Origin of the sequence: Bradyrhizobium sp. BRP56 (genome assembly GCF_020194035.1) — a bacterium.
Lineage (GTDB): Bacteria > Pseudomonadota > Alphaproteobacteria > Rhizobiales > Xanthobacteraceae > Bradyrhizobium > Bradyrhizobium australafricanum.
In genome coordinates this window covers 1-13,257 of the sequence record NZ_JADYVV010000060.1, presented here as the reverse complement: position 1 = coordinate 13,257, position 13,257 = coordinate 1, and the positions used below count along the sequence as shown (strand labels likewise).

At 65.4% G+C, this 13,257-nt stretch carries 13 protein-coding genes; 2 read left to right on the top strand and 11 right to left on the bottom strand.

Features of this window, described 5'->3' with window-relative positions; all coding sequences use genetic code 11:
- Nucleotides 1–51: 51 nt before the first annotated feature.
- Both I6F38_RS32455 and I6F38_RS32450 read right to left on the bottom strand, forming a co-directional pair.
- On the bottom strand, nt 52–1,452 hold the full coding sequence (locus tag I6F38_RS32455) for a selenium-binding family protein (RefSeq protein WP_225163275.1): 1,401 nt from the start codon (nt 1,450–1,452) through the stop codon (nt 52–54).
- Nucleotides 1,453–1,839: 387 nt separating this feature from the next.
- Nucleotides 1,840–3,036: an amidohydrolase family protein gene (locus tag I6F38_RS32450; RefSeq protein WP_225163274.1), complete on the bottom strand. Its 1,197-nt coding sequence runs from the start codon at nt 3,034–3,036 to the stop codon at nt 1,840–1,842.
- A 146-nt stretch (nt 3,037–3,182) separates the two neighbouring features.
- On the opposite strand from I6F38_RS32450, the gene I6F38_RS32445 reads away from it, so the two are divergent.
- Entirely contained in the window at nt 3,183–3,956 is a 774-nt protein-coding gene (locus tag I6F38_RS32445) for a ferredoxin--NADP reductase (RefSeq protein WP_018270450.1), read from the top strand.
- Between the two features lie 120 nt (nt 3,957–4,076).
- Here the strand turns inward: I6F38_RS32445 and soxA are convergent, their stop codons facing one another.
- From soxA to I6F38_RS32400, 9 genes are all read right to left on the bottom strand, one after another.
- Complete coding sequence (gene soxA / locus I6F38_RS32440) at nt 4,077–4,850, bottom strand: sulfur oxidation c-type cytochrome SoxA (protein ID WP_225163273.1); 774 nt, start codon at nt 4,848–4,850, stop codon at nt 4,077–4,079.
- Entirely contained in the window at nt 4,847–5,167 is a 321-nt protein-coding gene (soxZ, locus tag I6F38_RS32435) for a thiosulfate oxidation carrier complex protein SoxZ (protein WP_076827071.1), read from the bottom strand. Before soxZ ends, soxA begins: the two co-directional genes overlap by 4 nt.
- Nucleotides 5,167–5,631 carry a SoxY-related AACIE arm protein gene (locus I6F38_RS32430; RefSeq protein ID WP_225163272.1) on the bottom strand — a complete coding sequence of 155 codons (465 nt, stop codon included), beginning with the start codon at nt 5,629–5,631 and terminating at the stop codon, nt 5,167–5,169. The genes soxZ and I6F38_RS32430 overlap by 1 nt, the downstream gene beginning before the upstream one ends.
- Nucleotides 5,632–5,640: 9 nt before the next feature.
- Nucleotides 5,641–6,090 (bottom strand): sulfur oxidation c-type cytochrome SoxX, encoded by a 450-nt coding sequence (gene soxX / locus I6F38_RS32425; RefSeq protein ID WP_225163271.1) that lies wholly within the window; start codon nt 6,088–6,090, stop codon nt 5,641–5,643.
- Entirely contained in the window at nt 6,083–7,354 is a 1,272-nt protein-coding gene (locus I6F38_RS32420) for an NAD(P)/FAD-dependent oxidoreductase (RefSeq protein ID WP_225163270.1), read from the bottom strand. Before I6F38_RS32420 ends, soxX begins: the two co-directional genes overlap by 8 nt.
- 57 nt (nt 7,355–7,411) lie before the next feature.
- The gene (locus tag I6F38_RS32415; RefSeq protein WP_225163269.1) at nt 7,412–9,598 is read right to left on the bottom strand and encodes a molybdopterin cofactor-binding domain-containing protein; all 2,187 of its coding nucleotides are present in this window, start codon (nt 9,596–9,598) and stop codon (nt 7,412–7,414) included.
- 10 nt (nt 9,599–9,608) lie between these two features.
- The gene (locus tag I6F38_RS32410) at nt 9,609–10,058 is read right to left on the bottom strand and encodes a (2Fe-2S)-binding protein (RefSeq protein ID WP_016846497.1); all 450 of its coding nucleotides are present in this window, start codon (nt 10,056–10,058) and stop codon (nt 9,609–9,611) included.
- A 153-nt stretch (nt 10,059–10,211) separates the two neighbouring features.
- Nucleotides 10,212–11,609, bottom strand: coding sequence for an MFS transporter (locus I6F38_RS32405; protein WP_225163268.1), 1,398 nt, complete (start codon nt 11,607–11,609; stop codon nt 10,212–10,214).
- 99 nt (nt 11,610–11,708) lie between these two features.
- Entirely contained in the window at nt 11,709–12,269 is a 561-nt protein-coding gene (locus I6F38_RS32400; protein ID WP_225163267.1) for a TetR/AcrR family transcriptional regulator, read from the bottom strand.
- A 140-nt stretch (nt 12,270–12,409) separates the two neighbouring features.
- Here I6F38_RS32400 and I6F38_RS32395 point away from each other — a divergent pair, with 140 nt between their 5' ends.
- Nucleotides 12,410–12,772, top strand: a complete 363-nt coding sequence (locus I6F38_RS32395; protein WP_016846500.1) for a darcynin family protein — start codon at nt 12,410–12,412, stop codon at nt 12,770–12,772.
- The last annotated feature ends 485 nt before the right edge of the window (nt 12,773–13,257 follow it).

Genomic DNA, 13,257 nt, shown 5'->3' with positions numbered 1-13,257 from the left:
TTTGACGCGTTGTCTTCACGCGAGCCGGTACCCACTTCGCTCGAAAGCGCTCTAGACCGATGGATAGCAGAACGAGTCGGTGGAGCAGTCACCGCCATCGAGCCGGATCTGGTGCGCCCGGTAGCCGTCGGGGAAGCTGACCCAGTAGTCTTTCGCCAGCTCGAGGCCTCCGCCCGGGTTTGCGTTCGCCATCACCTCGGCGCCGGGAATGCCTTGCGGATAGAACTGGTTGTCCCAGGTCGAATAGAGCGAATTGGTCCAGTACACCCGCTTGCCGTCGCGGCTGATCTCGACCATCTGCGGCCCGCCGGCAAAAGCCTGTCCGTTCGGGTGAGGCGCGCGATGAACGATGCCGCCGATGCGGACCGACCCGGCGAGCTTCGGCTTGCGCGGATCGCTGACGTCGTATTGGCGCATCTCGCCGGTGCCCCAGCAGGCGACGTAGAGAAACTTGTCGTCCATCGACAAGTCGATATCGGTCACCAGCGGAGGTACGGCGCCGAAACCCTGCAGCAGCGGCGGCAGCTGGTCTTTCGATGCAGGCTCGGGCGGGATCGTCACCGTCTTCTCGATGTGAAACTTGCCGCCCTCGCGCCACCAGGTCCAGATCGAACCCTCGAGGTTCGTGGTATCGACCACGACGCCAACGAAGCCGTGTTCGCGAACCGGATCATGCGCCGGACGCACCTCCAGCGCCATTTGATGGTTGGCGCCGAGGTCGATGGTCTGGACATTGCGTCGGGCGCGCAGGTCCCAGAAATGCAGCCGATGGCCGTATTTGTTCGACAGCAGGTCTTCCGGCACGATGCCGTTCTCGAACTGCGGCGGCAGGGCCCACTCGCTGCTCACCATGTAGTCGCGCGGCAGGTTCCACCAGAAGTCATAATGCTTGGTCTGCGGGCCACGATCGATCTCCCACCGGCCGAGCACCTCGAATGTCTCGCAGTCCATGATGAAGATGCCGGGCGGGCCGTCGGTGCCGTCCTTGCCGCTCCCGCCGAGCGTGCTGACATAGATGCCTTCCGGCCCGCAGTGGATGGTGTGCGGTCGCGAGTAGCCGGTCTTCTTGAAGATTTCCTCCGGCTCGATGATTTTGTGGATCTTCGCTTGCGTCGGGTCCGGCTTGGTGTCGACGATATAGATCCGGGACGATCGCATGCCCGGGATGATGAGATAGCGACGCTCGAGGAAGGCGTGTCCGGCCAGCGGGGACAGCGCCGACGAGCAGGCGTTCCAGCCGAAATGGTGGAACTCGTCGCCCTTGTTGGGCATCGTCACCGTATGGACGATCTTGCTGTAGGTCGGAGAGCCGGGCTTGACGTCGATCACCGCGAGCGCGTCCGGCTCTGAAAAATCCGGACTGAGCAGCACGGTGTAGGCAAAGCTCTCGGCCGGCGCTTCCATCGCGAGCTTCGGCGACGCGTGGAACGTAGGATCTGGCCTCATCGTCATCGGCTGCCTCCTGATTGCCTGGTGTACATCAACACGGCATGGCGGCACGCAGCAGCAAGAACTATCCGGATCTAAAATGCCTCTTGCGAGTGCCGCCGGCTAAGGTTCGCTTGCGGTCAGGATACACCGCAATGGTGACCGGTGAAAACAAGGTTCGGTTACGCAGGCGGCGCGGCAAAGCCGCGCGCCGCCGGGCGCGCGATCTGGCAGCCCGCTCAAGGGGTTGAGCAAACACCGATCCAGCACGATCACCCTGAGAGCAAGGGAATGTATGACTGACGAGTGGCACCAAACGCTCAGCGCCGTCCCGGCCTTCGCCGGGGCGACACCGGATATGTCGCACCGCTGTTCACCCCGTCACCGCCGCGCAACGGGCTTTGGTGCACGTCACTTCGCCACCACCTCCGGCACCTTGCCCGCGGGCGGCGTGTTGCGGCTGCGCTGGGTGCGGACGATGCCGTCGATGATCGTCATGCCGATGCCCGGGAGATCGCCGAGCTGAACGCTCTCCAGGATGTTCCTGCCCGGCGAATGCTGTGCCTTGTCCATCAGCACGAAATCGGCCGAGCGGCCGACCTCGATCAGGCCGCAATCGAGCTCGCGCATCCGTGCGGTGTTGCCGGTCGCAAGGCAGAACGCCAGCTCGGCCGGGAGCTCACCGAGCGAGGACAAGAGCGAGACCATCCGCAGGATGCCGAGCGGCTGCACGCCGGAGCCGGCGGGCGCGTCGGTGCCGAGGATGACGCGGTGCAAATCGCCCATCTCGCGCGCGGTGCGCAGCGTGAACAGCGCCGAGCGCTCATTGCCGTTATGCACCAGCTCGAGCCCGCGCTTGCAGCCCTCGCAGATGCAGCGGATCTGGTCGTCGGGCAGGGCGGTGTGGCCGCCATTGATATGACCGACCACATCGGTGTCGGCCTCCAGCACCACGTCCTTGTCGATCAGGCCGGAGCCCGGGATCGACGGGCCGCCGGTGTGGATCGTGCTTTGAATGCCGTATTTGCGCGCCCAGCCGACCATCTTGCGCGCGGTCGGTCCGTCCTTGACGCCGCCGAGCCCGACCTCGCCGAGCAGCTTGACGCCGGCGGCGGCCATCTCCTTGAAGTCGTCCTCCACCATCTCGCATTCGATCACGGGCGCGCCGGCATGCACCTTCACGCCGCCCGGACGCAGCGTCCAGAACGCGCGTTGCGCGAAGATCGCCATCGCCTTCAACCCGACGACGTCGCGCGGCCGCCCGGGCATGTGCACTTCGCCGGCGGAGATCATGGTGGTGACGCCGCCATGCAGGTAGCTGTCGATCCAGTTGATCTGGTTCTGCCGCGGCGTCCAGTCGCCGGCGACGGGGTGGACGTGGCTGTCGATCAGGCCGGGCGCGACCGTCGTGCCATTGGCATCGACGATGGTGGTGGCGCCTTCGGTGTCGACGTCCTTGAAGCGGCCGATCGCAGTGATCTTGCCGTTCTCGGCGACGATGGTGTCGGCATCCAGGATCGGCTTTTCCAGGGCCCCCGACAGCAACAGCCCGATATTGCGGATCACCAGCTTGCTCGGACCGGTCGCCTGGGGTGCATCGTGCGCCATGGTTTTTCCTTTTGGTTCAACGCCTTCGCCGGCCATTGTGCCCGTGGCTTGACGGCCGGATCAAGCTGGAATATTCATTTGTATACGAACGATCGTGCACAAATGATTTTGCCGCCAATCCGGCCCGTGCGTCAAGGAAACTGACGATGAGCAATTTCAACCAGGAAAGCGTCCTCAGCGTTCACCACTGGACCGACACGCTGTTCTCCTTCAAAACCACGCGCAATCCGTCGTTCCGCTTCCGCAACGGCGAGTTCACCATGATCGGGCTCAAGGTCGGCGAGAAGCCGCTGCTGCGGGCCTACAGCGTCGCCAGCGCGAACTACGAGGACACGCTGGAGTTCTTCTCGATCAAGGTTCCGGACGGCCCGCTGACCTCGCGCCTCCAGCACCTCAAGGAAGGCGACGAGATCATCGTCAGCCGCAAGGCGACCGGCACGCTGGTCATCGACAACCTCGAGGATGGTCGCAACCTCTATCTGGTCGGCACCGGCACCGGCCTCGCGCCGTTCCTCAGCGTGATCAAGGATCCCGAGACCTACGACCGGTTCGAGAAGGTCGTGCTGCTGCACGGCTGCCGCCGCGTCAAGGAGCTCGCCTATGGCGAGATGATCACCGAGAAGCTGCCGCAGGACGAACTGATCGGCGAATTGGTGCGCGATCAGCTGATCTACTACCCGACCGTGACGCGCGATCCGTTCCGCAACCGCGGCCGCATCACCGACCTCATCACCTCGGGCAAGCTGTTCACCGACATCGGCCTGCCGGCGCTCGATGCTGCCCATGACCGCGTCATGATCTGCGGCTCGCCGGCGCTGGTCGCCGACACCCGCACGTTGCTGAACGGCCGCGGCTTCGTCGAAGGCAATCACGGCGAGCCCGCGCAGTTCGTGGTCGAGAAGGCGTTCGCCGAGCGCTGAAGCCCCCACATTTCGCCGTCATTGCGAGCGAGGCGAAGCAATCCATTGCTACCCAGCGCGCGGAGGGATGGATTGCTTCGTCGCTCCGCTCCTCGCAATGACGCGGATGGAGCTGTGTGGTCAAGGCCTGACCGCCGGCGTCTCGACCGGCATGCCACGCGCCCGCGTCATCAGATAGAGCTCGAGCTCGACCAGCTCGGGCGAGCCGTAATCATAAGCCTGCGCGCGGATGCCGGTGATGCAGGCGCGCAGCCGCCGCTGCAACGATCCGAGCGCCTGCCATTCCAGCCGGTACAGTGGATAGCCGGTCGGCTGCCCTTGCGTGATCGCGCTGCCCGCGAGCTTCTTGTCCCAGTTATCATCGTGGCAATTGGTGCAGCCGAGATTGAGCTGGCCCTGCCGTTGCATGAACAGCGCGTGGCCCTGTTCGACGAACGGCGCGAGCTCCGGATCGTCGCCGGCCGTAATCGGCATGCCACGCGATTGCCGTGCGACATAGGCGGTCAGCGCCAGCAGCTCGCGGCTTTCATAGGTGAAGGGCGAGGCCTGCTGGTGGTTGGTCCGGCAGAGGTTGATCCGTCCCTCGAGGTCGACCGGCTTGCCTAGCGTCTTGTCGAAGGCCGGATAGTGCGCCGCGACGCCCTTCATGCTGACGCGCGCGTCGTTGTGGCAGTCGGCGCAGGCCTTGTTTGCGGCGCCGGCCTTGCGCGCCCACAAGGCCTCGCCGTCGAGCACGGACAGCATGCCGGGATTGGCGGTGTCCTCGTCCTGCATCGCCTTGGTGTCCGGACTCATGAAACTATAGCCGGAGCGGCGTTCGCCTTGCGGGATCTCGTCGGCGAGCGCGGCGCCCGCCATCGCCGTCAGCAGCGCGATGCAGACCGCAATCCTCATTCGACCGTGATCGAAGCCTGCGCGGTCTCCGAAAACCCTTTGTCGCCGATCCATTCGAATTCGAACTTGCCGCTCTCGGTCACCGTGGTGAAGAAGGTGATGAACGGATTGGCCGCGATCGCAGGATAAAGATCGGCGCGGAACACTTCCTTGCCGTTGAAGCGGCAAGTGAAGCTCGTGATGATGTCGCGCGGCACCACGCTGCCCGAGGCCGTGTGGCGGTAGCCGGTCTCCATGATGTGCGACATCAGCGTCTTGATCTCGATGACGCTGCCGCGCTTGGCCTTGGCCGGGACATTGATCAGGGCCGACGGCATCAGATCGCCTCCTCAGTGCAGGCAGCGAGCGTCACCACGACGTCGGCGGTTGCAGACCAGAACGTGTCGTCAGACAGCCGCGCGATGGCGGTGACCTTCTGGCTGTCGGCGAGGCGGATGCGGGTTGACACCTGGGCGCGCCCGGCGCGCGGCCCGAGATAGAAATTGCCGATGTTCGGCTGCGGGTTCTTCTCGTTAAAGACGTGGATGCTCTTCACATACTCGTCCGCCGTCAACGGGCTGGTGACGCTGACCGTCATCGGCACCGTGTTGCCGTTCTCGACCAGCGGCGGAATGTCGAGCTTGACCTTGCCGATGTGCACATCGGCCTCGCCGACGACATTGCGGATCGCGGCCGACAGCATCGCCGGCGTCGCGTCCACGGGGCGCACGATCACCAGCGCGGCGGCGCCGCCAGTCAGGCTCAGAAACGTCCGGCGTGTGGTATGGTCCGAATTCGCCATCGCTTGGTCCTAGTTCCGCAGTGTCGTCAAGTAAGCCACGAGATCCTCGATCTGCTCCGCCGACAGGATCGGCTTGCCGCGCCAAGAGGTGCCGACTCGCACGAGCCCTTCGACCCGATAGTAGGACGGCATGATCGTCGCCGCGTTGAGATGCGACGCATCGACCAGGCGGAGCCGCAACTGTCCTTCCGACCAGCGGCTGCCGCTTCCGGCAAGGTTCGGCGCGAGGTCGCCCTGGAACGCCTGCTCGGGAAATGGGCCGCTGTGACAGAGGATGCAAGTGGAGGAACGCTCGACGATCAGCGCGCGGCCGCGCGCGACATCGCCCTTGGTTCCCGTCAGCGAGGCCGGAATCGCATCGCCCACGACGGTGTAGGACCGCAGCTCCTCGGCGCCGGCGGGCCGGCAGGCCGCGAACAGTCCCGCGGCGAGAAGCGTCGTGAGGGCGAGCCTAGCCAAAGGCCTCTCCCGTGATCCTCTTGAACCAGTCGAGCGCTTGGTCAGCTTCTTGCTGGCGCATTTCGCGTGGCGCGTCGACCGGGCTCGTGGTGACTTCGGCCTCGGCGTACTGATCGTCCTTGGGCTGATAGATGCCCTTCAGCGAGAAGGCGTAGCCCGGCGCGACCGTGTTGTAGCAGGCGCCATCGAGCCGCGGCGTCTCCGGCGCCTTGCCGGCAAGTGAGTTGACGATCGCCGCCGCGCAGGCCCTGCCTTGCGCCGCCGCCGCGGAGGCGGATTTCGGGGTGCCGCCGGCGATCGCGGCATCACCGATGACGTGGATGTTGGGCACGAGCCTTGAAGCAAAGGTAACGGGATCGATCGGGCACCAGCCGGTGTGGTCGGCGGCGCCGGCGATGTCAGCGATGCGGCCGGCTCTTTGCGGTGGGATCACATTGGCGACAGCGGCGGTGTAGTTGCCGAAGTCGGTGACGATCTCGTTGGTCGCCGGATCGACCGACGTCACCCGTCCGCCCTGCGACAGCGCGATCCGTTCGATCATGCCGGGATAGAGCTCCGTCCAGGCCTTCTCGAACAGCTTCTGCTGCGAGTAATTGTCCTTGGCGTCGAGCACGAGGATCTTCGACTTCGGCTTGTTCGCCGTCAGATAATGCGCGATCAGGCTGGCGCGCTCGTAAGGGGCGGGCGGACAGCGCAGCGGCGCAGCCGGCACCGCGATCACGACGAGGCCGCCATCGTCCATGGCTTCAAGCTGCTTGCGCAGCAGCATGGTTTGCTCGCCGGCCTTCCAGGCGTGCGGCATCTTCTCGGCCGCTGCCTCGTCATAGCCGGAGAGGGCGTCGAAGCGCATGTCGACGCCGGGGGCCAGCACCAGCCGGTCATAGGACAGCGTTGTCCCATCAGCGAGCGCGATGCTGCGCGCCTGCGCGTCGACCTTCGTCGCCGCCTGTGCGGCAATCGTGATGCCGTCGGCCGCAACCTTGTCATAGGTGAATTGCTGCGCGGCAAGCTCGCGCAGACCTGCAATCACCTCGTTGCTGAAGGGGCAGGCGGTGAAAGTCCTGTTCGGCTCGATCAGCGTAACCTGAAGCTTGGTGTCGAGCCGCCGCAGCGCCCGCGCGCAGGCCGCGCCGCCGAAGCCGCCGCCGATCACCGCGATGCGCGGCGCCGCCTGCGCCAACGCCGGACGCGCCAAGGCGGCCGCTGCGACGGCAGCGGCGCCACGGATCACATCCCTGCGCGTCTGATGACGCGTGACGGCCATGCACGAGAATCCGAAAAAAGGAGGCGGCGGCCGGTCGGGCCGCCGCTTCCGGTTTGATCAGGCGAAGCTGATGTTCTGGTTGCGCAGCGGGAAGTTGCGGATGCGCTTTCCCGTCGCGGCGAAATAGGCGTTGAGCACCGCCGGCGCCGCAACGCCGATGGTCGGCTCGCCGACGCCGCCCCAGAATCCCCCGCTCGGCACCATCACCGATTCCACCTTCGGCATCTCGTTGATGCGCATCGAGTTGTAGCTGTCGAAATTGGTCTGCTCGATGCGGCCGTCCTTCACGGTGCAGCCGCCGTAGAACAGCGCGCTGAGGCCGTAGACGAAGGAGCCCGCGATCTGCCGCTCGACCTGCGCCGGGTTGACGACATAGCCGGGATCGGTGGAGGCGACGATGCGATGCACCTTGATCTTGCTGCCGTCGGTCACCGAGATCTCGGCGGCGCCGGCAACATAGCTGCCATAGCCCATCACCTGCGCGATGCCGCGATAGACGCCCTGCGGCGCCGGCGTGCCCCAGCCGATCTTCTCGGCCACGGCGTTGAGCACGGCGAGATGCTTGGGGTGCTTGCCCATCAGCTTGCGGCGGAATTCGAGCGGGTCCTGGCCAACCGCCAGCGCCAGCTCGTCCATGAAGCATTCCATGTAGATCGCGTTGTGATTGACGTTGACGCCGCGCCAGAAGCCCGGCGGGACGTGCGGGTTGCGCATCGAATGCTCGACCAGCAGGTTCGGCACCGAATAGCCGATCGCGGCCTCGCCGGCTTGCGCGACGCCCTGGAATGCGGCGGGATCCATGCCGTTCTGCAATGCTTCCGGGCGCACCGAGAACAGGATGGATTGACCCGACAGCCGGTAATGCAGCGCGACCAGGTTGTTGTCGGCATCGAACGCGCCGGTCAGCTTGCACTGCGTGATCGGGTGATACTTGCCGTGCTGCATGTCCTCTTCGCGCGACCACAACAGCTTGATCGGCGTGCCCGGCATCTGCTTGGCGATCGCCACCGCCTGCCGCACATAGTCGGTCATGCCGCGCCGGCCGAAGCCGCCGCCGAGCATCAGCTTGTGCACGTCGACCTTCTCCGCCGGCAGGCCGGAGGCCTCGAGCGCCGCGGCGAACGCCGCCTCGCCATTCTGCGTGCCGCACCACACCTCGCATTTGTCAGGGGTGTAGAGCACGGTGGCGTTCATCGGCTCCATCGTGGCGTGGTTCTGATAGGGATAGCTGTAGACCGCCTCGACCTTCTTGGCAGCGCTGGCGATCGCCGCCTTGGCGTCGCCGTTCTGGTGGCCGACATAGGCCGGCTGCGCATTGTCGAGACCTTCGGCGAGCCATGTCGCGATCGTCTCGCTGGAGACCTTGGCGTTGGGGCCTTCGTCCCAGACAATCGGCAGCGCATCTAGCGCGGTCTTGGCGTGCCACCAGGTGTCGGCGACGACGGCAACGGCGCTGTCGCCGACCTGCACCACCTTCTTGACGCCCTTCATGCCAGCGACCTTGGCCTCGTCAAAGCTCTTCACCTTGCCGCCGAACACCGGGCAATCCTTGATCGCGGCGTTCAGCATGCCCGGCAGCTTGACGTCGATGCCGTAGACCATCTTGCCGGTGGTCTTGTCTGATGTGTCGAGCCGCTTCAGGCCCTTGCCGGCGATGGTCCAGTCCTTCGGGTCCTTCAGCTTGACGTCGGCCGGCGGCTCGAGCTTGGCCGCGGCTTCCGCGACCTTGCCGTAGGTCGTCGTCTTGCCCGAGGGCGTGTGGGTGATGACTCCGTTAGAGACCTTGCACTCCGAGGCCGGCACCTTCCACTCATTGGCTGCGGCCTGGATCAGCATCACGCGCGCGGTGGCGCCGCCCTTGCGGACATAGTCCTGCGAGGTGCGGATGCCGCGGCTGCCACCGGTCGAGAAGTCGCCCCAGGCGCGCTTGCGGGCGACGCTCTGGCCGGGCGTCGGATATTCTGTCGTGACCTTCGACCAGTCGCATTCCAGTTCTTCGGCGACGAGCTGGGCGAGGCCGGTGAGCGTGCCCTGGCCCATTTCGGAGCGGGCGATGCGGATCACCACGGTGTCGTCGGGCCGGATCACGACCCAAGCGTTGACTTCAGGCGCGCCGTCGGCCGCGCGCACCACGGCTGGGCCGCCGAACGGCAGGTCGAGGCCGAGCGCGAGGCCGGCGCCGGCGGTTGCGGTGCCGATCACAAAGGCGCGGCGATTCAGTTTTGGCATGACGTGCTGGTTCATCGCTGCGTCCTTATGCGTTCGCGGCAGCATGGATCGCCTCGCGCACCTGCTGGAAGGTGCCGCAGCGGCAGATATTGGTGATGGCGTCGTTGATGTCGTCGTCGGTCGGCTTCGGATTGTCCTTCAAGAGCGCCGCGACGGCCATGATCATGCCGCTCTGGCAATAGCCGCATTGCGGCACGTCGCTGGCGATCCAGGCGAGCTGCACCTTGTGCATCACGCCGCCCGCCGCGAGACCCTCGATCGTGGTGATTTCCTTGCCGGCCGCTTCGCTCACCGTGACGCCGCAGGAGCGCATCGCGACGCCGTCGATATGCACGGTGCAGGCGCCGCATTGGGCGATGCCGCAGCCGTATTTGGTCCCTGTGAGTCCGACGTTCTCTCTGATTGCCCACAACAGTGGCGTATCGTCCTCGACGTCTACAGTGATTGTCTTGCCGTTAATTTTGAGGTTTGCCATCGCGATCCCCTGAATGGTCCGATCCTCCGACCGGGCTGCAGTGCGATGTTGGCCTTGAAACTGGAACGGTTCAAATCAAGAAAATGCGCTCGCAGCGCGAAAGAAAGTTGATGCTGTGGTGTTTGGCCGCGGACTGTGCGCGCCGCATACCTGTCATGACTTTTGCGGTGATGCGACGGCCAAACGCAGGAAGCTCATGACGCTGCCGAGCGCGGCAAATCCCGCACCCAGCGCCAGCGCCACGGTGGCGCCCTCGCGATCGGCCAGCGCGAAGCAGAGCGCGGCGAGGGCGGCGCCGGTGGTCTGCCCGGTCAGCCGCGCGGTCGCAACGATGCCGCTGGCGCTGCCGCTGCGATGCGACGGCGCGCTCGACATGATCGCCTTCATGTTCGGGGTCTGGAAGAAGCCGAAGCCGATGCCGCAGATCATCGTGCGCCAGACGATGTTGGCGACGCTGGGCTCGGCCGGCAGGGTCGCGAGCAGCACCATGCCAAGTCCGAGCAGCAGCATGCCGATGCCGCCGAGGATGCCGGCCGGATAGCGGTCCGACAGCCGGCCGCCGATCGGCGCCATGAAGGCGACCACCAGCGGCCAGGGCGTCATGAAGAAGCCAGTCTCGACCTGCGAGCGGTGCAATATGTCCTCGAAGTAGAACGGCAGCGATACGAAGGCGAGGCCCTGCACAGCGAATGAGCAGACGGCGGTCGCGGCCGACAGCGCGAAGATCGGCCGCCGGAACAGGTCGATCGGCAGCATCGGCGCCGGATGATCGGCATGCCGCCGGGTCAGGATCCATCCGAACAGGACGGCGCCGACAAGCTCGGCGATGACAAACGCCGGCGCGGCCTTGTGCGCGGCGCTGCCGATGCCGATGATGAAGAGGCCGAGACAGGCACAGGCCAGCGCCGCGCCGGTGAAATCGAAGGCGTGGGTGGCGCGCGGCGTCGTCGGCAGCGTCTTCATGCCGATCAGCAACGCGACGACGCCAAAGGGAATGTTGACGGCGAACAGCCAGGGCCATGGGCCGAGCGCGAGGATTCCGGAAGCGATGGTCGGCCCCAGCGTGAAGGCGGTCGCGACCACGAGCGCATTGTGGCCGAAGCCGCGGCCGTGCATCCGGCTCGGATAGACGAAGCGCACCAGCGCGGTGTTGACGCTCATCAGGCCGCTGGCGCCGAGCCCCTGCAAGGTGCGCGCGACCAGCAGGCTCGGCAGCGACCACGCCAGGGCGCAGCCGAGTGACGCCAATGTGAACAGCAGAAGGCCACCGAGATAGATCCGCTGGTGGCCGACGATCTCGCCAAGCGCGCCGAGCGGCAGCAGCGTCGCGACCAGCGCGATCTGATAGACGTTGACGACCCAGACCACTTCCGCAGGGCTGACATGCAGATCGCTCGCGATCGCCGGCAGCGCGATATTGGCGATCGCGGTATCGAGCGAGGCCATCGCCAGCGCCGTGAAGATCGCGGCCACCGCCCAGCGGCGGCGTTCCCAAGGCAGCCCATCGGTGATCGGCGCCGTTGCCGCGGTGGTCGGGGTCTTCTCGAGCATGCCTGAAGTGTCTCCGGGACCGCCATGTACTACGCCGGCATCCCGTTCCCCAGCCGCGCGATTGCATGATGCGTATGCGAAGCGGCCTTGCCGGAAGCGTCAAAAGTCCGGCCGCGGACCGAACAGATATCCCTCGATGGCGCGCAGTACCCGCCGGGTGGCCGCAGCCTGCGAGAGGTCGTTTTGAAGCGCGTGGTCAACCATGGCGCGGCTGATCACGATCAGATCCTCGACGGCGTCATCGTCGACTGGCCTTGCGATCTCACGACGATGCCGCGCCAGCAGGGCGGCGACCAGTTCCTTCAATTCGCCGGCCGCTGACGTGCCCGATGACGCCGGGCGCAGGCGATCCTCCTCGGCCTCCAGAATGCGATTGAGCCCGGCGCGCTCGGCATGCGCCTCGAGCTGGGCCCGAACGATCAGGCTGAGCGATACCGTCAGGCTCTTGCCCTCGGATGCCGCGACCGCATCCCGCACTTTCGCCAGCAGCGCGTCCTCGAACCTCGTGATCAAAGCCAGCGTCAGCGCGTCCTTGTTCGGGAAGTACTGGTACACCGAGCCGACGCTGATCCCGCCGCGCTCGGCGACCGCATTGGTGTTGTAGCCCTCGAGCCCACGCGCCTCCAGAACGCGAGCCGCCGCTTCCAGAATCACCGCCACGGTTTCCCGCGAACGCTGCTGAAGCGGCTGTTTCCGGGCCTTTGTACGCCGCTTCGGCGGCATGGCGGGCATCTCCCAAAACGCGAGTTGTGGAATATGAGCAATTACTCACATTATGGCCGTGAAAGGAGAACCGATCAATGGTGACACTGCAAACGACCTCGTCTCCCGTGCTTCCCGAACACGAGGACGATCCGCACAGGTTTCATATCTTCGTCATGGTCAAGACCACGCGGCACTGGCTCGATCTGAAGACCGAGCAGCGCCTCGCCTTCCTGCATGAGGAGGTCATTCCCTTGCTCCGGCGTCGCCCGGAGCTGAAGGTGCGCTGGTTCGAGCCGGAGGCCTTCTCGACCAGGGCGACCGACGTCATGATCTGCGAGACCGATGACCTCTCGGCCTGGGCGTGGTTCTGCGACCACCTGCGCGAGACGAGGTTCTGGGACCACTATTTCGAAGTGCTCGACATCATGCCGGCACTCGAAGGCAATTACCTTGCCTAGAACGCCGACGCCGGCCCGGATCGTTGCGGGCCGGCGTCCCGGCAGCCTGTGGCGACGCAACTGCGTCCCATCCACATCTGTCATCGCCCGGCTCGATGTTCAGCCCGGACAGATCACTGACGGGTGTTCGGAGACATAGCTGACACATCAACATTGGCTGGATTGGTCCGATTCGGGAGGCCGTCCATGCCTTGGAGTGAGGTGTCAGTGATGGATCACCCGCGTTCGCTTTCGCGGGCGATGACACCGAGTGGCTGTTCTGACATCTCGAATTGCGCCCCGCCCGCATCGTCGTCCCGGCGCAGGCCGGGAGGTGGATTCACATTCGAAGTGCAACACTTGAGCAAAGGACTCGGCGGGCGTGCGGTAGTCAAGGCATTTGCGCGGGGTGTTGTTGTAGGCGGCGATGAACTGGCGGAATCTGGCGGTCGAGAGGGTTACGAGATCCGTCTTGCGGGGAATAAAGCGGCGCATCCTGCCGATGG